The 19,078-nt window shown below is 59.1% G+C and carries 15 protein-coding genes; 6 read left to right on the forward strand and 9 right to left on the reverse strand.

Features of this window, described 5'->3' with window-relative positions; all coding sequences use genetic code 11:
- Positions 1-3 precede the first annotated feature (3 nt).
- The 6 genes from J2Y90_RS09970 to J2Y90_RS09995 form a co-directional block, all read right to left on the reverse strand.
- Positions 4-1,014 carry an ABC transporter permease subunit gene (locus J2Y90_RS09970; RefSeq protein WP_007917620.1) on the reverse strand — a complete coding sequence of 337 codons (1,011 nt, stop codon included), beginning with the start codon at positions 1,012-1,014 and terminating at the stop codon, positions 4-6.
- A gap of 73 nt (positions 1,015-1,087) precedes the next feature.
- Positions 1,088-2,683 carry an ABC transporter substrate-binding protein gene (locus J2Y90_RS09975; protein WP_253498992.1) on the reverse strand — a complete coding sequence of 532 codons (1,596 nt, stop codon included), beginning with the start codon at positions 2,681-2,683 and terminating at the stop codon, positions 1,088-1,090.
- A 76-nt stretch (positions 2,684-2,759) separates the two neighbouring features.
- Complete coding sequence (locus tag J2Y90_RS09980; protein WP_253498995.1) at positions 2,760-4,175, reverse strand: OprD family porin; 1,416 nt, start codon at positions 4,173-4,175, stop codon at positions 2,760-2,762.
- A gap of 176 nt (positions 4,176-4,351) precedes the next feature.
- A complete protein-coding gene (locus J2Y90_RS09985) occupies positions 4,352-5,950 on the reverse strand; it encodes an ABC transporter substrate-binding protein (protein WP_253498998.1) in 1,599 nt (532 codons plus the stop codon).
- A gap of 301 nt (positions 5,951-6,251) precedes the next feature.
- Positions 6,252-7,877 carry an ABC transporter substrate-binding protein gene (locus tag J2Y90_RS09990; protein ID WP_042608790.1) on the reverse strand — a complete coding sequence of 542 codons (1,626 nt, stop codon included), beginning with the start codon at positions 7,875-7,877 and terminating at the stop codon, positions 6,252-6,254.
- 260 nt (positions 7,878-8,137) lie between these two features.
- Positions 8,138-9,739, reverse strand: a complete 1,602-nt coding sequence (locus J2Y90_RS09995; RefSeq protein ID WP_253499001.1) for an ABC transporter substrate-binding protein — start codon at positions 9,737-9,739, stop codon at positions 8,138-8,140.
- A 1,069-nt stretch (positions 9,740-10,808) separates the two neighbouring features.
- On the opposite strand from J2Y90_RS09995, the gene J2Y90_RS10000 reads away from it, so the two are divergent.
- Positions 10,809-11,171, forward strand: a complete 363-nt coding sequence (locus tag J2Y90_RS10000) for a DUF6124 family protein (protein ID WP_116658266.1) — start codon at positions 10,809-10,811, stop codon at positions 11,169-11,171.
- Positions 11,172-11,345: 174 nt separating this feature from the next.
- Here the strand turns inward: J2Y90_RS10000 and J2Y90_RS10005 are convergent, their stop codons facing one another.
- Positions 11,346-12,062, reverse strand: coding sequence for an SIMPL domain-containing protein (locus J2Y90_RS10005; protein ID WP_253499004.1), 717 nt, complete (start codon positions 12,060-12,062; stop codon positions 11,346-11,348).
- Positions 12,063-12,375: 313 nt separating this feature from the next.
- Here J2Y90_RS10005 and J2Y90_RS10010 point away from each other — a divergent pair, with 313 nt between their 5' ends.
- The 4 genes from J2Y90_RS10010 to J2Y90_RS10025 all read left to right on the forward strand — a co-directional run bounded on the left by J2Y90_RS10010 (position 12,376) and on the right by J2Y90_RS10025 (position 16,951).
- A complete protein-coding gene (locus J2Y90_RS10010) occupies positions 12,376-13,638 on the forward strand; it encodes an ATP-binding protein (protein ID WP_042608786.1) in 1,263 nt (420 codons plus the stop codon).
- Positions 13,631-14,191: a response regulator transcription factor gene (locus tag J2Y90_RS10015; RefSeq protein WP_003221630.1), complete on the forward strand. Its 561-nt coding sequence runs from the start codon at positions 13,631-13,633 to the stop codon at positions 14,189-14,191. Before J2Y90_RS10010 ends, J2Y90_RS10015 begins: the two co-directional genes overlap by 8 nt.
- A 96-nt stretch (positions 14,192-14,287) precedes the next feature.
- Positions 14,288-16,015, forward strand: coding sequence for an ABC transporter ATP-binding protein/permease (locus tag J2Y90_RS10020; RefSeq protein WP_253499007.1), 1,728 nt, complete (start codon positions 14,288-14,290; stop codon positions 16,013-16,015).
- A gap of 189 nt (positions 16,016-16,204) precedes the next feature.
- Positions 16,205-16,951, forward strand: coding sequence for a FadR/GntR family transcriptional regulator (locus J2Y90_RS10025; RefSeq protein ID WP_042608783.1), 747 nt, complete (start codon positions 16,205-16,207; stop codon positions 16,949-16,951).
- A 7-nt stretch (positions 16,952-16,958) separates the two neighbouring features.
- On the opposite strand, the gene J2Y90_RS10030 is transcribed toward J2Y90_RS10025, so the two are convergent.
- Together J2Y90_RS10030 and J2Y90_RS10035 are read right to left on the reverse strand one after the other, a co-directional pair.
- Complete coding sequence (locus J2Y90_RS10030) at positions 16,959-17,312, reverse strand: hypothetical protein (RefSeq protein ID WP_253499010.1); 354 nt, start codon at positions 17,310-17,312, stop codon at positions 16,959-16,961.
- A gap of 131 nt (positions 17,313-17,443) precedes the next feature.
- Positions 17,444-17,824 carry a hypothetical protein gene (locus tag J2Y90_RS10035; RefSeq protein WP_253499013.1) on the reverse strand — a complete coding sequence of 127 codons (381 nt, stop codon included), beginning with the start codon at positions 17,822-17,824 and terminating at the stop codon, positions 17,444-17,446.
- A 298-nt stretch (positions 17,825-18,122) separates the two neighbouring features.
- Between J2Y90_RS10035 and kdgD the strand changes: the two genes are divergently transcribed.
- Positions 18,123-19,034, forward strand: coding sequence for a 5-dehydro-4-deoxyglucarate dehydratase (kdgD, locus tag J2Y90_RS10040; protein WP_039759443.1), 912 nt, complete (start codon positions 18,123-18,125; stop codon positions 19,032-19,034).
- Positions 19,035-19,078 lie beyond the last annotated feature (44 nt).

A 19,078-nucleotide genomic window follows, 5' to 3' on the forward strand; every position in this document is an offset into this window, starting at 1 on the left:
ACCTCAGCGCTGATGACGGATGCGTGGGTTGGCAAAGCCGTAGAGGATGTCCACCACGAAGTTGACCAGAATCACCAGGCAGGCGATTAACAGGATGCCGTTTTGCACCACCGGGTAGTCCCGGGCGCCGATGGCTTCGATCAGCCATTTACCGATGCCGGGCCAGGAGAAGATGGTTTCGGTCAGGACCGCACCGGCCAGCAACGTGCCGACTTGCAGGCCGACCACGGTCAGCACCGGAATCAGTGCGTTACGCAGACCATGCACGAACACCACGCGCGACGGCGACAGGCCTTTGGCCTTGGCGGTGCGGATGTAATCCTCGCGCAGCACTTCGAGCATCGACGAACGGGTCATCCGCGCGATCACCGCCAGCGGAATGGTGCCAAGGACGATGGCCGGCAGGATCAGGTGATGCAGGGCGTCGAAGAACGCGCCGACGTCATCGGCCAGCAGCGTGTCGATCAGCATGAAGCCGGTGCGCGGCTCGATGTCATACAGCAGGTCGATGCGCCCGGAAACCGGAGTCCAGCCCAGGCTCACCGAGAAGAACATGATCAGGATCAGGCCCCACCAGAAGATCGGCATCGAATACCCCGCCAGGGAGATGCCCATCACCCCGTGGTCGAACAGCGATCCTCGTTTGAGTGCCGCGATCACCCCGGCCAAGAGCCCCAGGATGCCAGCGAACAGCAGGGCGGCCATGGACAGTTCCAGGGTCGCCGGGAAAAGAGAGGTGAACTCGGTCCACACACTTTCACGGGTTCGCAACGACTCACCGAGATCGCCCTGGGCCAATTTGCCGATGTAGTCCAGATACTGGGCATACAGCGGCTTGTTCAGCCCCAGGCGTTCCATTGCCTGAGCGTGCATTTCGGGGTCGACCCGACGTTCGCCCATCATCACTTCCACGGGGTCGCCCGGAATCATGCGAATCAACGCGAAAGTCAGCAAGGTGATGCCGAAAAACGTGGGGATCAACAACCCCAGTCGGCGGGCAATAAAACTAAACATCTTGTGTGGTACCTCATCAGCCGGTTAGGCGTGTCCGGCGTCCCTCAGGTCAGGGACGCCGGGCGTTTCTTATCTACTTCACCTGGGTGGTGGCGAAGTTATTAGTGGTGAGAGGGCTGATGTGGTAGCCCTCTACATTTTTGCGCATTGCAGTGAACATCCGAGTATGGGCCATGCTGATCCATGGCTGGTCCTGATTAAACAGCACTTGAGCCTGTTCGTAGAGCGCGGCGCGTTCGGCCGGATCTACTTTAGCCCGTGCTTCATCCAGCAGTGCCTGGAATTTTTCGTTGCACCAGCGTGCGTAGTTTTCGCCGTTCTTGGCGGCCTCGCAACTGAGCATAGGCGTCAGGAAGTTATCCGGGTCGCCGTTGTCGCCCGCCCATCCGGCCGAGACCATGTCGTGCTCGCCGGCTTTGGCGCGCTTGAGCATCTCGCCCCATTCCATCACGCGGATGTCGATCTTGATCCCGACTTTCGCCAGGTCAGCCTGCATCATCTGCGCGCCGAGCATCGGGTTGGGGTTGGTCGGACCGCCGCCGTTACGGGTGAACAGGGTAAACGTGGTGCCTTCCGGAACCCCGGCTTCCTTGAGCAGCTTGCGCGCTGCGTCGAGGTCGCGTGGCGGGTTCTTCAGGTCATGGTTGTAACCGAGCAGGGTCGGCGGGTACGGGTTGACCGCCACCGACGCGTTGCCCTTGCCGAACAACGCGTTGACGTAGGCTTCCTTGTCGAACGCGATGTCGATGGCTTTGCGCACGCGCACGTCGCTCATGTACTTGTGCTGGGTGTTCATGGCGATGTACGAAACGGTCATCGCGTCCAGCTCGTCGACTTTCAGGTTGCTGTCTTTCTTGATGCTCGGAATGTCATCCGGTTTCGGATACAAGGCGACCTGGCATTCGTTGGCCTTGAGCTTCTGCAGGCGCACGTTGTTGTCGGTGGCGATTGCCAGGATCAACGCGTCGGCCGGTGGCTTGCCACGGAAATAATCCGGGTTGGCCTTGAAGCGTACCTGGGCATCCTTGGCGTAGCGCTGGAAGATGAACGGGCCGGTGCCGATCGGCTTGTTGTTGAGATCGCCGGCCTTGTTGGCCTTGAGCAACTGGTCGGCGTATTCGGCCGGGTAGATCGACGAGAAGGCCATGGCGATGTCGGCGAGGAACGGCGCTTCGCGGCGGGTCAGGGTGAACCTGACCGTGTTGTCGTCGACTTTCTCGACGCTTTTCAGCAGTTCCTTGAAGCCCATGCTTTCAAAGTACGGGAAGCCCACGCTCGACAGTTTGTGCCACGGGTGATTCGGGTCCAGCTGGCGCTGGAAGCTCCAGACCACGTCGTCGGCGTTCATGTCGCGGGTCGGCTTGAAATATTCGGTGGTGTGAAACTTGACGCCTTTGCGCAGGTGGAACGTGTAGCTCAGGCCGTCTTCGCTGATGTCCCAGGACTCGGCGAGCGCCGGGATCACTTCGGTGGTGCCGGGCTTGAAATCGGCGAGCCGGTTGAAGATGGTTTCGGCCACAGCGTCCGCCGTGACTGCAGTTGTGTACTGGACCATATCGAAGCCTTCCGGGCTGGCTTCGGTGCAGACCACCAAGGGTTTGGCCGAGGCGCCGACAGCGACACTCAGCAACGCAGCCGCGATGGCCGCACGTAGGGGAAGCATTTTCATCGATAACCCTCTGCAATCGGTTGAAGACAGAAAACCGAACGGCCGACTCATCATGAGTCAGCCGTCGGTTGCGTTTTTACAGAATGTTGAACGGGATGGTGGTCACGAGACGGAACTCGTTGATGCTGCCGTCAGCCTGGTTTTCGCTGGCACGGTGCGCGGTGTAGGTGCCGCGAATCGTCGTGGCTTTGAGCGGACCGCTTTGGACTGCATAGGCTGCACCGACGCCGTATTCATAGTGGTGCTCGCCGTCCATCGCCTGCACGCCATCGTAGCCGCCACCCTTGTAGTGAGTGCCGTCGATGCCCCAGCCGCGTGCCTGGTAGATGTTGAATTTCAGGCCCGGCACGCCGTATTCGGCCATGTTGATGCCGTAGGAAACCTGGAAGGATTTCTCGTTCGGGCCGTTGAAGTCCGAGAGCAGGGAGTTGGCCAGGTAGATACCGTTGGTTTCGTGCAGGTAATCGAAGTACTCGTTACCGTTCACTTCCTGATAGGAGAAGGTTACGGTGTGCGCCTGATGCGTCAGGCCGAACGACAGCGAGTAGGTGTCGTTGTCGATGTCACCGAGCAGTTTTTTGCCTTCGTCGACCGTCTTGTAGTAGTTCAGGCCGGTGGTCAGGCTCAGGATCGAGCTGTCGCCCAACACATGGGTGGCGCCGAAGTAGTACTGGTTCCACAGGTCTTCGGCCTGAGTGCCCCACAGGCTGGTGGTCAGGCTGGCGAACGGCTGGTAGGAAATACCGGCAGTGTTGACGTGATCGGCTTCGGCGTTGATGTCGCCGTATTCGGAGCGGAATTTGCTCAGGCTTTCTTCGGTACGCGGCGAAACGCGGTCGAAGGTCGCGAGGTCGAACGCCAGGTTGTTCAGCTCTTCGCTGTGGATCGCGATACCTTCGAAGCTCGATGGCAACGGACGGTTACCGATCACATCGACTTGCGGGCTGCTGAAGTTCATGCGGCCGGCGGTCAGGGTGGTGTTGGAGATGCGCGCCTTGACGTTGGCCAGGCCCAGCTTGCTCCACTGACCTACCGCATCACCGCCTTCACGGGTCAGGGTACGGTTGTTGCCCGCGCCTGGGCGGGTGCCCGGAGCGCCGCCGTTGTTCGCGGCGAGGTTCTCGCGGTCGCGCTCAAGAGCGATTGCGTTGTAGGCAGCCACTTCGGTGCTGAAGCCGACAGTACCTTCGGTGAAGCCCGAGTTGTACTTGATGATCGTGCCTTGCACCCAGTTGATCCGGCGATCGGTTTCGGTGGACTGGCCGTTCTTGCGGTAAGCGAACTTGCCGCCACGCTTGAGTTGTTCGTTGGCGTACCAGTTACGGGTCGAACCGCTGATCGATTGCCCTTCGACGAAGCCGGTGGCTTCGGCCTGGGCGCTCTTCTCGTTGACCGTTACCGGCGTAAATGCCTGGCTCTGGGTTTCCGCATAAGCCGTGGCGGTGATGCTGCTGATGGCCAAGGCCAGTATCGCGGTGCTGCTCAGTTTCATGGGTGAAGCTCCTTTACTTTCTTTTTATCCCGGCTTTTTTTGGTATGCCGGTTATTGGTTTAGAACTCGTTCACACATCGCAAACGTTTGCAAAAGGCCGGATTGGCGAATTTCGGCAAAGCGCTTGCGTGAGGGGAGTAGACGGCTCCCCTCAGCATTGCGGCTAATCGGTTGGTTTAATCGATACTGACACCCGAGAACACGTTGCGGCCGAACGGGCTGACTTTGAACCCTTCGACCCGGGTGCTTAACGGCTGGTTGACCGTCGAGTGGGCGACAGGCGTGATCGGCACTTGTTGTTTAAGCAATTGCTGGGCCTGTTTATAAAGCTCGGTGCGCTGGTCACGATCGGTGACGACTTTGGCCTGTTTGATCAGCTTGTCGTACGCCGGATCGCACCACATGGAGTAGTTGTTGCCACCGATCGCGTCGCAGCTGTACAGCGTGCCCAGCCAGTTGTCCGGGTCACCGTTGTCACCGGTCCAGCCGATCAGGCTGATGTCATGCTCGCCGTTCTTGGTGCGCTTGATGTATTCGCCCCATTCGTAGCTGACGATCTTCACTTTCAGACCGATCTTGGCCCAGTCGGACTGGAGCATCTCGGCCATCAGTTTGGCGTTCGGGTTGTACGGGCGCTGCACCGGCATTGCCCACAGGGTGATCTCGGTGCCTTCTTTCACACCGGCAGCCTTGAGCAGCTCTTTGGCTTTTTCCGGGTTGTAGGCGGCGTCTTTGATGGACTCGTCGTAGGACCACTGGGTCGGTGGCATGGCATTGACGGCCAGTTGACCGGCGCCTTGATAAACAGCGTTGAGAATTCCCTGTTTATTCACCGCCATGTCCAGTGCCTGACGCACTTCCAGTTGATCGAACGGCTTGTGGCGCACGTTGTAGGCGATGTAGCCGAGGTTGAAGCCTGGCTTGGAAATCAGTTGCAGCTTCGGATCGGTTTTCAGCGCTTCGACGTCGGCAGGGCGCGGGTGCAGGGTGATCTGGCACTCGTTGGCCTTGAGCTTCTGCACGCGTACTGACGCATCGGTGTTGATCGCGAAAATCAGGTTCTTCAGTTTGACCCGGCTCGGATCCCAGTACTGCGGGTTGCCGGTGTAGCGAATGTTCGAGTCTTTCTGGTAGCTCTTGAACACGAACGGCCCGGTGCCGATCGGCTTCTGGTTGATGTCGCTCGGCTTGCCGTCGGCCAGCAACTTGTCGGCGTATTCGGCGGACAGAATCGAGGCGAAACTCATGGCGATGTTCTGGATGAACGCGGCGTCGACGCTGTTGAGCGTGAACTCCACGGTCAGCGGCCCGGTCTTTTCGACCTTGGCGATGTTCTTGTTCAGGCTCATCCCGTTGAAGTACGGGAACTCGGTGGGGTAGGCCTTACGGAACGGCTGTTGCGCGTCGAGCATGCGATTGAACGTGAACAACACGTCGTCAGCGTTGAAATCGCGGCTCGGCTTGAAGTAAGGGGTTGTATGAAATTTCACGCCTTCACGCAGGTGAAAGGTGTATTTCAGGCCATCTTCGGAAATGTCCCATTGGGTCGCCAGACCCGGTACGACGTTGGTCGCGCCCTTTTCGAACTCGACCAGACGGTTGTACAGCGGCTCGGCGGCGTCGTTGTCGGTGGCCGTCGTGTATTGCGCGGTATCGAAACCCGCCGGACTGCCTTCCGAGCAAAACACCAGGCTGTCGCTGGCGGCGTAGCTTGCAGACGTGGCGGCCAACAGGCCGGCGCCCAACAGTGCGGAAAAAACCAAGGTATGGCGCATGACGCTCCCTCTTTTTTAGTGTTGTGCAATGCGCCTCGGTCCCGATCCCGGGACTTTTTGGCCGCATTGAGCTCAATCCAATACGTACGGCAAAACCGGTGGCCCACGCAGACACTGGTCAGTACGCGACGGTAGGCACCGTGCTGCTGGCAGTAAATACGTAATTGCCTTAATGCTCGTAGGAAAAGTCGACGCGCCTATACCGAAGCAATCATCTGCGGCGGATTTGGGTGTAGGCCTTTTCCTTTTTCCCCGGTAGATAAAGCAACGGCGACGTCAGAAACGCCGCCGCTGCAATGTCTTACTTGCTGACGCTGACGCCGTAGAAGGAATTCAGGCCAAATGGGCTGATCTTGAAATCCTGCACGTTGGCGCGCATGGGTTGATACACCGTCGAGTGAGCGATAGGTGTCATTGGAACTGCATCTTTGAGGACGTGTTGCGCCTGTTTGTACAGCTCGGTGCGCTTGCCCTGGTCGGTGGTACGTTTGGCTTCTTTCACCAGGCCGTCGAACTTCTTGTCGCACCACTTGGAGAAGTTGTTACCGCTCAGCGAGTCGCAGCCAAACAGCACGTTGAGCCAGTTGTCCGGATCACCATTGTCACCGCTCCAGCCAATGATCATGGCCTGGTTCTCGCCACCTTTGGAACGCTTGATGTACTCGCCCCATTCGTAGCTGGTGATCTTCACTTTCAAGCCGATCTTGGCCCAGTCGGACTGGAGCATCTCAGCCATCAGTTTGGCGTTCGGGTTGTACGGACGCTGCACCGGCATCGCCCACAGAACGATTTCGGTACCTTCCTTGACGCCGGCTTCCTTGAGCAGCTGCTTGGCTTTCTCAGGATCGTACTTGGTGTCTTTGATGGTGGTGTCGTAGGACCACTGGGTCGGCGGCATGGCGTTGACGGCCAGCTGGCCGGCGCCCTGGTAAACCGAATCGATGATCTGCGGCTTGTTCACGGCCATGTCCAGCGCCTGGCGCACGCGCAGGTCAGCCAGCGGGTTGGCCTCGTTGCTGCCCTTGACCTTGTCCATCACGTTGTAGGCGATGTAGCCCAGGTTGAAGCCGGCCTGATCCGGCATCTTCAGCGACTTGTCTTCTTTCAGCGCTTTCAGATCGGCCGGACGCGGGAACAGAGTGACCTGGCACTCATTCTTTTTCAGCTTCTGGATACGCACCGACGGGTCGGTGGTGATGGCGAAGATCAGGTTGTCGATCTTCACGTCTTCAGGCTTCCAGTAATCCTTGTTGCCGGTGTAACGGATGTTCGAGTCTTTCTGGTAGCTCTTGAATACGAACGGGCCAGTGCCGATCGGCTTCTGGTTGATGTCGGCGGCTTTGCCATCCTTGAGCAGCTGGGCGGCGTATTCGGCGGACTGTACCGAAGCGAAGCTCATGGCCAGGTTCTGGATGAACGCAGCGTCGACTTCTTTCAGAGTGAACTTGACGGTGTGGTCGTCGACTTTATCGATCTTGGTGATGTTGGTGTCCATCCCCATGTCGGTGAAGTACGGGAATTCGGTCGGGTACGCCTTACGGAACGGGTCGTCCTTGTTGATCATGCGGTTGAACGTAAACAGCACGTCGTCGGCGTTGAATTCACGAGTCGGCTTGAAATACGGGGTGGTGTGGAACTTGACGCCTTCGCGCAGGTGGAAGGTGTAAGTCAGGCCATCGTCGGAAATGTCCCACTTGGTCGCCAGACCAGGAATCACGGCGGTGCCGCCGCGCTCGAACTGGGTCAGGCGGTTGAACATGGTTTCGGCTGAGGCGTCGAAGTCGGTTCCGGTGGTGTACTGGCCTGGATCAAAACCGGCCGGGCTCCCTTCGGAGCAGAACACCAGGTTAGTCGCAGCGGTGGCGAAAGGTGCGGAGGCTAACAAGCCTGCGCCGACTAGAAACGGAATGACCGCGTGTTTAAGCATGTTGGCCTCATGATTTGTTGTCATTTTTTAGTTGTGAGGTACGACCTCGTGAGTCGTGCCTGCGGATACTTATGCAGGGCCCATACCCAATGCAAGATCCAGAGCGGTTGGCGGCGTTAAACGGTGGCACGAACGTACCTTAATGTCGCATCCGTATAACTTTTGACGCATTTAACCGTTTGCGAGTGGTTTTTAAGGTGCAAATGGAGCCCCAAAACGGTGCGGTGGTCACCTGCAGCGCGCCGCCTTGGGGCTGGGTGTTACTTATTTATACCCACGCCATAAAAAGGGGTTAGACCGAAAGGACTGATACGGAAGTCAGTGACCTCTTTGCGCAACGGCTGGAAGACCGTGGAGTTGGCGATCGGCGTGATCGGCACTTGCTGTTTAAGGATCAGTTGCGCCTGTTGATACAGTTTTACCCGTTGCGCTTTATCCGTGGCCACTTTGGCCTGCTGCACCAGTTTGTCGTAGGCGGGGTCGCACCATTTCGCATAGTTGCTACCTTTGACGGCCGCGCAGCTGTAAAGCACGCCGAGCCAGTTGTCCGGGTCGCCGTTGTCGCCGGTCCAGCCGTAGATCATGGTGTCATGTTCGCCATTCTTGGCGCGCTTGATGTACTCGCCCCATTCATAGCTGACGATGTTGGCCTTGATGCCGATCTTGTCCCAGTCCTGCTGGATCATCTGCGCCGACATTCGCGCATTCGGGTTCGAGGCGCGCTGCACTGTCATCGCCCAGAGGTTGATGGTTGTACCGGGTGCAACCCCGGCTTCCTTGAGTAGCGCCTTGGCTTTGACCGGGTCGTAAGGCGCATCTTTGATGTTCGGGTCGTAGGACCATTGCGCGGGTGGCAAAGCGTTCTGCGCCAGTTGGCCGGCGCTCTGGTAAACCGCCTTGATGATCGCCGGTTTGTCGATCGCCATGTCCAGCGCCTGACGGACCTTGAGCTGATCAAGCGGCGCGTGGGTGGTGTTGTAGGCGAGGAAGCCAAGGTTGAACCCGGCCTGTTTAAGCACGCGCAGGTTCGGGTCTTTTTCCATCACCTCGATATCGGCCGGGCGCGGGTAGCCGCTGACCTGGCATTCCCCGGCCTTGAGCTTCTGCAGGCGCACGGCGGCATCGGGTGTGATCGAGAAAATCAGATTGTCGATTTTCACGTCTTCGGGTTTCCAGTAGGCCTTGTTCGCTGCGTAGCGGATCTGTGAATCCTTCTGATAGCGCTTGAACACGAACGGGCCGGTGCCGACCGGTTTCTGGTTGAGGTCGGCAGCTTTGCCTTCCTTCAACAGTTGTGCGGCGTATTCGGCCGACTGCACCGAGGCGAAGCTCATGGCGAGGTTCTGTACGAACGCTGCGTCAACGTTGTTGAGGTTGAAGCGCACGGTGTGGTCGTCGAGTTTTTCCACCGATTGGATCGTGGTGTTCAGGCCCATGTCGGTGAAGTATGGGGATTCGGCGGGGTAGGCCTTGCGGAAGGCGTTGTCCGGGTCGAGCAGTCGCTGGAAGGTGAACAGGACGTCGTCAGCGTTGAAGTCGCGGGTCGGGGTGAAGTAGTCGGTGGTGTGGAATTTCACGCCTTCGCGCAGGTGGAAGGTGTAGTGCAGGCCGTCGCTGGAGACGTCCCATTTGGTCGCCAGGCCGGGTTCGATGTCGGTGCCGCCGCGCTGGAATTGGGTGAGGCGGTTGAAGACGGTTTCGGCGGAGGCGTCGAAGTCGGTGCCGCTGGTGTATTGGCTCGGGTCGAAGCCGGCGGGGCTGGCTTCGGAGCAGTAGACGAGGGTTGTGGCGGCGTTGGCGATCGGTGCGGTGGCGGCAAGGGCCAGGGAGATCAAGAGCGGTCTGAGGGTGGATCTTGGCATGGAGTCCCCGGGGAATTGGCGGTGGTGGTGGATTGAGATTAGCGGGGATTCGGGGGCGTCCGGAAATATCGTTTTTCTCGTGGGAGTGTCTATCTCGGTATATGTGGCTGTGTTTTGGGGGCATATCCGTTGCTTCGGGTGCTGCGGCTGGCGGTTTCGCCTGACGGCGACTTACTTTTTTACAAGCGCCAAAAAAAGTAAGCAAAAAACGCTAGCTCCTGCGTTCGGCCCTCGCAGGCTCGGGTTCCTTCGCTCCGGGACTGATCCGGGCGCAGCGGCTCCGGTTTGCTTCGCTGCACCTCCTTCCGCTGTGTTCGACTTCGTCGAACGGTCGCTGCGCTCCCACCCCCGGATCAATCCCTCCGCTCAGCCTTCCGACGTCGCTGGTGGATCAAGATCAAAAGCAGGCGAGCTGACACTCGGCCTATTGAGTGGTGAGGAGCGGGTGTTCGGCTTTGGTTTTGTGGTGGGTTTGCCCCTCACCCCAGCCCTCTCCCGAGGGAGAGGGAGCCGATTTGTGTGTTTTTCAAAGTCTGAGTTCAACTCGGTAGCGCACGTCGGCGTAGGTCTGCCAAACACCTCGGTCAGTCCCCTCTCCCTCGGGGAGAGGGCTAGGGTGAGGGGCTTTTGATCTTCTGCATATTTGCATTCAGCTCGGTATTCCACGTCGGCGTAGGTCTGCCAAACACCTCGGTCAGTCCCCTCTCCCTCTGGGAGAGGGTTAGGGTGAGGGTTTGCTTTTGGCTGTTTAAATCCGATGCCAAATAACCCGAACCTTCCCACAAGGTTTTCAGGTTGTCCGTCGGACGTCCGCTCTCTAGTCTGGGGCGTCGCTGGTTGTTCAGCGATCGGGTGTGAGAACCCGACATTCATAGTCATTCAGTGCCCAGATCCGCATAATTGCCGCCAGCAAGTCTGCTGCCTGCAAAGTGCGTTATGGCGGCTCTGTGCGGGCGGACGTATGTCCGGCCGGGTGCCTATGACCGGTTTTCTCACCCCGCACAAAGCTGCCACCTCTTCGCCATGTGAGAAATGGCATCGAGATGGCTCAACCTCATAGGTGAAGCGTATGACCAAGCCAGTCCCCGACCCACCCGAAGAAACCCCAACCCCCCTCGAAGCCGCGCTGCGCGCCGACGATCTCGCAAAAAACCGCGAAGCCATCAAGCGTGCCCTCGATTTCTATCTCTGCCCTGCACCCAGCAAACCCCATCCACCCAGCACGATGTTTCTGATCCAGCCCGACATCGACACCGAAAGTCTGCTGGCTCATGCCTGTGAATCCCTCGCGTCAGCCAACACGCTGGCCAGCGATTTCGCCGATCAGCTCGGTCGGCCGCAGCGCAATACGGCGCTGGCGATTCAGCAGATCATCATGCTGGCGGAGCTGGCAGTGAATCGGGCGCTGGATCGGGTTGATCCGCATACCTGATCGGATGCCGCGTCATCGTTCTTCGCGAGCAGGCTCGCTCCCACATCCAAATGCGTTCAACCTGTGGGAGCGAGCCTGCTCGCGAAAGCGCTGGAACATTCACCACAAATCCCGGGCATAAAAAAACCGCCGATCATTCACCGATCGGCGGTCCTTCATTCAGCCAAACTCAAATCACTGCATCAACACTTCAATCGAGCCATCCGCGGTCATGCTGACCTGGCTGGTGCCGGCTTCGACTTCCGGGGTCACCGGCGCGGAATCCATCGCCGCTGCCTTCATCATTATCGGGGCGCGCAGGTAAGGTTGTGGATAACCGTTGCTGTTTAAATTCAGGTTGACGATTTTATAGCCCTTGCCGCCCAAGGCGTCGGTGGCCAGTTGCGCGCGGGTCTTGAAGGCGGTGACGGCTTCTTTTAGCAACTGGTCTTCGCTGGCCTTGCGGGTCGGGTCGGCGATGGCGAAGTCCATGCCGCCCATTTTCAGGTCGGTCAGCAGTTCGCCGGTGAGTTTGGACAGGGCAGCGAAGTCGGTGCTTTCCAGGCGCAGTTCGGCGCGTTCGCGCCAGCCGGTGATCTTCTGGCCTTTGGTGTCGTAGATCGGATAACTGTTGCGGCTGCCCGTGCGCAGGGTGATGTCTTTGACCTGTTTGGCCTGGGCGGTGGCCTTGTTCATGGTGGTGCTGATGGCGGCGGCGAGTTTGGCCGGGTCGGTGTTTTGCTCTTCGGTGTAGAGCGTCACGATCATCTGGTCGCGGGCGACTTCCTGGCTGACTTCGGCGCGCAGGGAAATCTGGTTGTAGTGCAGCTCATCGGCGGCCAGCGCCGGAAGGCTGGCGACGCTGCCGACGGTCAGGGCGAGGAGGGCGGCGCTGCGGCGAAATGTGTGCATGAAGGCTCCTTGAATGAGGCGCAGGTGCTGGGTCTCGGCCTGCGTGAACCATCAGACTCTAACTTCTATGATCCGGTTCGCCCAGTTACAACTTCTATACACATGCCCGGGGCAGCTGCGCAGCCCTTCGCGAGCAGGCTCGCTCCCACAGAGGAATGCATTTCAAAAGTGGGAGCGAGCCTGCTCGCGAAGAGGTTTTCACAGTCGCCGAAAATCTTTTTGCCATGTGGTCGTTTGCCGCACTTTCGCCTCTGAACCCCGCGCGTTGGTTATACTCCGTGCGATCCGCCTGGAGCGCTCATCAGGAGAGCTCATGCTCGCCCCCGTACAACTGACTTCCGCCACTCGCCAGAACCTCTGGCGGCTGACTTTCATCCGCACCCTGGTGCTGGCCGCGCAGGCCGGGTCCGTGGGCCTGGCGTACTGGCTGCAATTGTTGCCGTTGCCTTGGGTGCAACTGGCGATGACCCTGGGCTGTTCGATTCTGCTCTGCGTGTTCACTGCCGTGCGCCTGCGTACATCGTGGCCGGTGACCGAGCTTGAATACGCGCTGCAACTGGCCTGCGATCTGGTCATCCACAGTGCGCTGCTGTATTTCTCCGGCGGCTCGACCAACCCGTTCGTTTCCTATTATCTGGTGCCGTTGACCATCGCGGCGGTGACGTTGCCGTGGCGTTATTCGGTGATTCTGTCGGGCATCGCGCTGGCGTTGTATACGGTGATGCTGACGCGTTTCTATCCGTTGGAAACCTTGCCGGTCGCCCGTGAGAATCTGCAGATCTACGGCATGTGGCTGAGCTTCGCCCTCGCCGCTGCGGTGATCACCTTCTTCGCTGCGCGCATGGCTGAAGAGCTGCGCCGGCAGGAAGAGTTGCGGGCGATTCGTCGCGAAGAAGGCCTGCGCGATCAGCAGTTGCTTGCCGTCGCCACGCAAGCAGCCGGTGCCGCGCATGAGCTGGGTACGCCACTGGCGACCATGAGCGTGCTGCTCAAAGAGATGCAGCAAGACCACCCCGATGCGCTGTTGCAGGATGATCTGAAAGTGCTGCAGGATCAGGTCAAGCTGTGCAAGGAAACCTTGCAGCAACTGGTCCGCGCCGCTGAGGCCAACCGGCGTCTGGCCGTGGAAATGCAGGACGTCACCGACTGGCTCGACGAAGCGCTGAACCGCTGGCACCTGATGCGCCCGGAGGCCAGTTATCGCTTCCAGCGTCTCGGCCAAGGCACCGTGCCACGCATGGCGCCGCCGCCGGATCTGACCCAGGCGCTGCTCAATTTGCTGAACAACGCTGCTGACGCCTGCCCGGAAAATCTCCAGGTGACGCTGGATTGGGATGCGGAAACCCTGACCATCAGCATTCGCGACCACGGCGCCGGTGTGCCGCTGGCCATCGCCGAGCAGATCGGCAAACCGTTTTTTACCACCAAGGGCAAAGGTTTCGGCCTGGGCCTGTTTTTGAGCAAGGCCAGCGTGACACGCGCCGGCGGCTCAGTGAAACTCTATAGTCATGAGGAAGGCGGCACGCTCACCGAGCTGCGCCTGCCCCATGGCGCCCGAGGAGACCAACATGAGTGACGAAATCCAAGTCGAAGGCGAAGAGCTGCCGCATCTGCTGCTGGTCGACGACGACGCGACCTTCACCCGCGTCATGGCCCGTGCCATGGCCCGACGCGGCTTTCGCGTCAGCACTGCCGGTTCCGCTGAAGAAGGCCTGACCATCGCCCAGGCCGATCTGCCGGATTACGCCGCGCTGGACCTGAAAATGGACGGCGACTCCGGACTTGTCCTGCTGCCCAAGCTGCTGGAGCTGGACCCGGAAATGCGCGTGGTGATCCTCACCGGTTATTCGAGCATCGCTACCGCCGTCGAGGCGATCAAGCGCGGCGCCTGCAACTACCTGTGCAAACCCGCCGATGCCGATGACGTACTCGCCGCGTTGCTGTCCGAGCACGCCGACCTCGACAGTCTGGTGCCGGAAAACCCGATGTCGGTCGACCGCCTGCAGTGGGAACACATCCAGCGCGTGCTCACCGAGCACGAAGGCAACATCTCCGCCACGGCCCGCGCGCTAGGCATGCACCGCCGCACTCTGCAGCGCAAACTGCAGAAGCGTCCGGTGCGTCGCTGAACCTGCGCTGAACGACTATCGCCTGCCCTCGCGATAAATCGCGCCGATCATCTATGATCGGCGCGTGTCTGTTGTTTTTTCTATCGAGCCTTATCCATGAATCAGAACGCTGAATATTCCGCGGTCAACGATGCCGTGCGCGGGCAGTTTTTTCGCAAAGTCTGGGCGATGACCACGCCTTACTGGCGCAGCGAAGAGAAGGGCAAGGCCTGGACGTTGCTGATTGCCGTGATCGTGCTGACGCTGTTCAGCGTGGCAATTTCGGTGTGGATCAACAGTTGGTACAAGGATTTCTATAACGCCCTGCAGAAAAAGGATGAAGCGGCGTTCTGGCAGTTGATTCTGTACTTCTGCGGCATCGCCACGGTGGCAATCCTCGGCGCGGTGTATCGCCTGTACCTGACGCAGATGCTGACCATCCGCTGGCGGGCGTGGCTGACCGAGAAACACTTCAAACGCTGGCTCGACCACAAGAATTACTACCAGTTGGAGCAGGGCGGTTACACCGATAACCCTGATCAGCGCATTTCCGAAGACCTCAATACCTACACCGCCAATACCCTGAGCCTGGGCCTCGGGTTGCTGCGCACGATTGTCAGTCTGGTGTCGTTCTCGATCATTCTGTGGGGCGTGTCGGGCAGTATCGAGGTGTTCGGCATCGAGATTCCCGGCTACATGTTCTGGTGCGCGCTGTTGTATGCGGCGGTCGGCAGTTGGCTGACGCACCTGATCGGGCGCCGTCTGATTGGCCTGAACAACCAGCAGCAACGCTTTGAAGCGGACCTGCGTTTTTCCATGGTGCGGGTCCGGGAGAACGCTGAAAGTATCGCGTTGTACAACGGCGAACCCAATGAAAACCGCCGCTTGAGCAACCGCTTCGGGCTGGTCTGGCATAACTTCTGGGACATCATGCGCGTGTCCAAGCGCCTGACGTTCTTCACCTCCGGCTACGGCCAGATCGCAATCATTTTCCCGTTCATCGTCGCCGCGCCGCGTTACCTGTCCGGCAAGATCGAACTGGGCGAGCTGATGCAAATCAACTCGGCGTTCGGCAACGTGCAGGAGAATTTCAGCTGGTTCATCACTGCTTATTCGGACCTGGCCGCGTGGCGGGCCACCTGTGATCGTCTGCTGAGTTTCCGTCAGGCCATGACTGACAACGAGGAGCGCACACCGGCCATCGATGTGCAGAATCAGGGCAGCGAATTGCAGGTGCACAGCCTCGGCCTGGATCTGGCCGATGGTCGCCATCTGCTGACCAACGCCGACATGACCGTGGAGCCGGGTGAGCGGGTGATGCTCAGCGGCCGCTCCGGCAGTGGCAAGTCCACATTGCTGCGGGCGATGGGGCATTTGTGGCCGGCGGGCCACGGCAATATCCGTTTGCCGGCAGCGCGTTATCTGTTCCTGCCGCAGAAGCCCTATCTGCCGATCGGCACATTGCGTGAAGCGCTGAGTTATCCACAGCCGGGCGACACCTACGCGCCAGAGCGTTATGCACAAGTACTGGAAACCTGCCGTCTGCCGCACCTGGTTGGACGTCTGGATGAGGCCAATCACTGGCAGCGCATGCTCTCGCCGGGGGAGCAGCAACGCTTGGCTTTCGCCCGCGCACTTCTCTATGCACCGCAATGGCTGTACATGGACGAAGCCACTTCGGCGATGGATGAAGAGGACGAAGCGACGCTTTATCAGGCGTTGATCGATGAGATCCCGGGGTTGAGCATTGTCAGCGTCGGCCATCGAAGCAGTTTGAAACGATTCCATCCACGGCATGTGCGGATCGACAGCGGGCGTCTGGTCGAACAACCCGTGACTGCCTGACGCCCACACAACCCCTGTAGGAGTGAGCCTGCTCGCGATAGCGTCGATAAATTCAACATGGATGTGGCTGATAGAACGCTATCGCGAGCAGGCTCACTCCTACAAAGGGTATGTGATCTGGGCGGTGATCGTACAACTCGCTTGAGCTATGATGGCCGCAAGCCGAACTTTCGAGACAAGATACAAATCATGGAAAAGCTGATCGACACCCCGCGCCTCCCCCGCAAGCGCCGCAGCCTCGCCCAGGAACTGGTGACGGTGTTGAGCGAGCAGATCCGCGATGGCCTGCTCAAGCGTGGCGACAAGTTGCCCACCGAGTCGGCGATCATGGAAGCCCATGGTGTCAGCCGCACTGTGGTGCGCGAAGCGATTTCCCGTTTGCAGGCTGCCGGTCAGGTGGAAACCCGCCACGGCATCGGCACCTTTGTTCTCGACACACCGAGCCCGAGCGGTTTCCGCATCGACCCGGCCACTGTCGTCACTCTGCGTGACGTCCTGGCGATTCTCGAATTGCGTATCAGCCTCGAAGTCGAATCCGCCGGCCTCGCCGCGCAACGTCGCAGTGCCGAGCAACTGGCAACCATGCGCGCCGCCCTCGACGCCCTGAACGAAAGCGCCTCGCATGCCAGCGATGCGGTGTCTTCGGACTTCGCTTTCCACCTGGAAATCGCCCTGTCCACTGGCAACCGCTACTTCACCGACATCATGACCCACCTGGGCACCAGCATCATTCCGCGTACGCGGCTGAACTCGGCGCGCCTGGCCCACGATGATCAACAGCATTACATGAGCCGCCTGAGCCGCGAGCACGAGGAAATCTACGACGCGATTGCCCGTCAGGACTCCGATGCCGCGCGTGCGGCGATGCGTCTGCACCTGACTAACAGCCGCGAAAGGCTGCGCCAGGCCCATGAAGAGGCGCAGGCGCAGGGGTGAGGTTGGGTCAGTCTTTAAGCTCGATCAGCTGTTCGATTGAGAGCTTTTGAACGCCCTCCATTGTTTGGAGGGAGTACTGCAAGACTGCGTTCTTCTTAGCCGTCAGCATTTCTTCAAAATGCGTTTTCGAAATTGCGAACGGAATGGGCTTTCCAACGGAGATTGCAGTCAGTGCAACGGAGTCTGACCATTTCCTGGTCTTGTCTGAGTCATACAGTATCAGCGTGATTGTGTCCCCTGGGGCCGCTTCTTGAACCGCAGGCACTACTCCGTGAAAATTTTTCACGTGCAGAACGTTATTGTCGGCTTCCTTCACTACAGGTGCTGGCAGCATTTGGATAGCGAAACGTTTATCTGTCATGTTCAAAATCCTTTTAGTTGTCGAAACGAGCCGTTGGCAGCTCAAGCTAATTAACGTATGGATCGCGAAAGCCTGGCACCTGTAAGAAATACCAGTCCCGACCAACGGTCATTCCTCAAACACCCAATCTCTCACGCCTCAACCCGCAACCTCAACGCCTGCGAATACGGTTCCATACTCGACTCATCCCGAAATTTGTACCTCAGCTCCACCTCGCGGTATAGATACGGTTGCAGCGCCTCTTTCGGCAGTTGCACCTCGATGTCGAACAGCTTTTCCATTTCATCCTCGGCGTCGTCCCAGGCGCCAGTGTCCACTTCATCGCCTTCCCATTCAGGATCCTCGGCGTCGCTGCCGAGGATCGCGTAAACGCTCCAGTTGGCTGCGAAATCGCTGGAATCCGGCACCTGCACGGTGAGGATGTCCGGCAGTTGCGACAGCTGAACCGTGACGCAGTCTTCCTGCGCGGGGGCAACGTGGGTGAGGGTGGGGGCAGCAAAATGCATCGACATAACGGCTTCCTTTGAATGGTCCGCCACGATCCTTCGTGGCAGTCGACGTACTTTACGAGCCGCTGGTCCCTCAGGAATTAAACGAATCCAGACCAGATATTTCTGCCAGCAAATCCTTCAAGCACGGGCCTTCCAGCAATTTCCGCAAGCGCAAAAAGCGATCTTGTCGGACAAAAAAGTGCGGCCAACGATGAAATGGTGTTGACGGTTGTTTTTTAAGTTGTACGATGACCTACAACTTCGGCGAAGGCTGAACGGTCCACTCACAATAAAACGTTGCTACCAGGGTGTTCGAATAATGAATCCACAAGAACTGAAGTCCATCCTCTCTGCCGGCCTGCTGTCTTTCCCGGTGACCGATTTCAACGCGCAAGGCGATTTCAATCGCGCGGGCTACATCAAACGCCTGGAATGGCTGGCTCCGTATGGTGCTTCGGCTCTATTCGCCGCCGGCGGCACCGGTGAGTTTTTCTCCCTGGCCGCCAGCGAATACTCGGAAATCATCAAGACCGCCGTCGACACCTGCGCCACCAGCGTGCCAATCCTCGCCGGCGTCGGTGGTTCGACCCGCCAGGCCATCGAATACGCTCAGGAAGCCGAGCGTCTGGGCGCCAAAGGTCTGTTGCTGCTGCCGCACTACCTGACCGAAGCGAGCCAGGACGGTGTTGCCGCGCACGTTGAAGCCGTGTGCAAATCGGTGAAGATCGGCGTGGTCGTCTACAACCGCAACGTTTGCCGCCTCACCGCGCCGTTGCTGGAACGTCTGGCCGAGCGCTGCCCGAACCTGATCGGCTACAAGGATGGCCTGGGCGATATCGAGTTGATGGTGTCGATCCGCCGCCGCCTCGGTGATCGCTTCAGCTACCTGGGTGGGCTGCCGACCGCTGAAGTCTACGCCGCGGCCTACAAGGCTTTGGGCGTGCCGGTTTACTCCTCGGCGGTGTTCAACTTCATCCCGAAAACCGCGATGGACTTCTACCACGCGATCGCTCGCGAAGATCACGCTACCGTCGGCAAGATCATCGACGACTTCTTCCTGCCATACCTGGACATCCGCAACCGCAAGGCCGGTTACGCCGTGAGCATCGTCAAGGCCGGTGCAAAAATCGCCGGCTATGACGCAGGCCCGGTGCGTGCGCCGCTGACCGACCTGACCGGCGAAGAATACGAAATGCTCGCCGCGCTGATCGACAAGCAAGGCGCGCAATAAACCAGAGAAGCGAAGCCGCTGAGCAATCAGCGGCTTTTTGCGTG

The organism is Pseudomonas koreensis (genome assembly GCF_024169245.1).
Classification (GTDB): Bacteria; Pseudomonadota; Gammaproteobacteria; order Pseudomonadales; family Pseudomonadaceae; genus Aquipseudomonas; species Aquipseudomonas koreensis_F.

Bases quoted from the DNA above. Each gene is read 5' to 3' on its own strand.
- J2Y90_RS09970 (WP_007917620.1), bottom strand. From the start codon at position 1,014: ATGTTTAGTTTTATTGCCCGCCGACTGGGGTTGTTGATCCCCACGTTT.
- J2Y90_RS09975 (WP_253498992.1), bottom strand. From the start codon at position 2,683: ATGAAAATGCTTCCCCTACGTGCGGCCATCGCGGCTGCGTTGCTGAGT.
- J2Y90_RS09980 (WP_253498995.1), bottom strand. From the start codon at position 4,175: ATGAAACTGAGCAGCACCGCGATACTGGCCTTGGCCATCAGCAGCATC.
- J2Y90_RS09985 (WP_253498998.1), bottom strand. From the start codon at position 5,950: ATGCGCCATACCTTGGTTTTTTCCGCACTGTTGGGCGCCGGCCTGTTG.
- J2Y90_RS09990 (WP_042608790.1), bottom strand. From the start codon at position 7,877: ATGCTTAAACACGCGGTCATTCCGTTTCTAGTCGGCGCAGGCTTGTTA.
- J2Y90_RS09995 (WP_253499001.1), bottom strand. From the start codon at position 9,739: ATGCCAAGATCCACCCTCAGACCGCTCTTGATCTCCCTGGCCCTTGCC.
- J2Y90_RS10000 (WP_116658266.1), top strand. From the start codon at position 10,809: ATGACCAAGCCAGTCCCCGACCCACCCGAAGAAACCCCAACCCCCCTC.
- J2Y90_RS10005 (WP_253499004.1), bottom strand. From the start codon at position 12,062: ATGCACACATTTCGCCGCAGCGCCGCCCTCCTCGCCCTGACCGTCGGC.
- J2Y90_RS10010 (WP_042608786.1), top strand. From the start codon at position 12,376: ATGCTCGCCCCCGTACAACTGACTTCCGCCACTCGCCAGAACCTCTGG.
- J2Y90_RS10015 (WP_003221630.1), top strand. From the start codon at position 13,631: ATGAGTGACGAAATCCAAGTCGAAGGCGAAGAGCTGCCGCATCTGCTG.
- J2Y90_RS10020 (WP_253499007.1), top strand. From the start codon at position 14,288: ATGAATCAGAACGCTGAATATTCCGCGGTCAACGATGCCGTGCGCGGG.
- J2Y90_RS10025 (WP_042608783.1), top strand. From the start codon at position 16,205: ATGGAAAAGCTGATCGACACCCCGCGCCTCCCCCGCAAGCGCCGCAGC.
- J2Y90_RS10030 (WP_253499010.1), bottom strand. From the start codon at position 17,312: ATGACAGATAAACGTTTCGCTATCCAAATGCTGCCAGCACCTGTAGTG.
- J2Y90_RS10035 (WP_253499013.1), bottom strand. From the start codon at position 17,824: ATGTCGATGCATTTTGCTGCCCCCACCCTCACCCACGTTGCCCCCGCG.
- kdgD (WP_039759443.1), top strand. From the start codon at position 18,123: ATGAATCCACAAGAACTGAAGTCCATCCTCTCTGCCGGCCTGCTGTCT.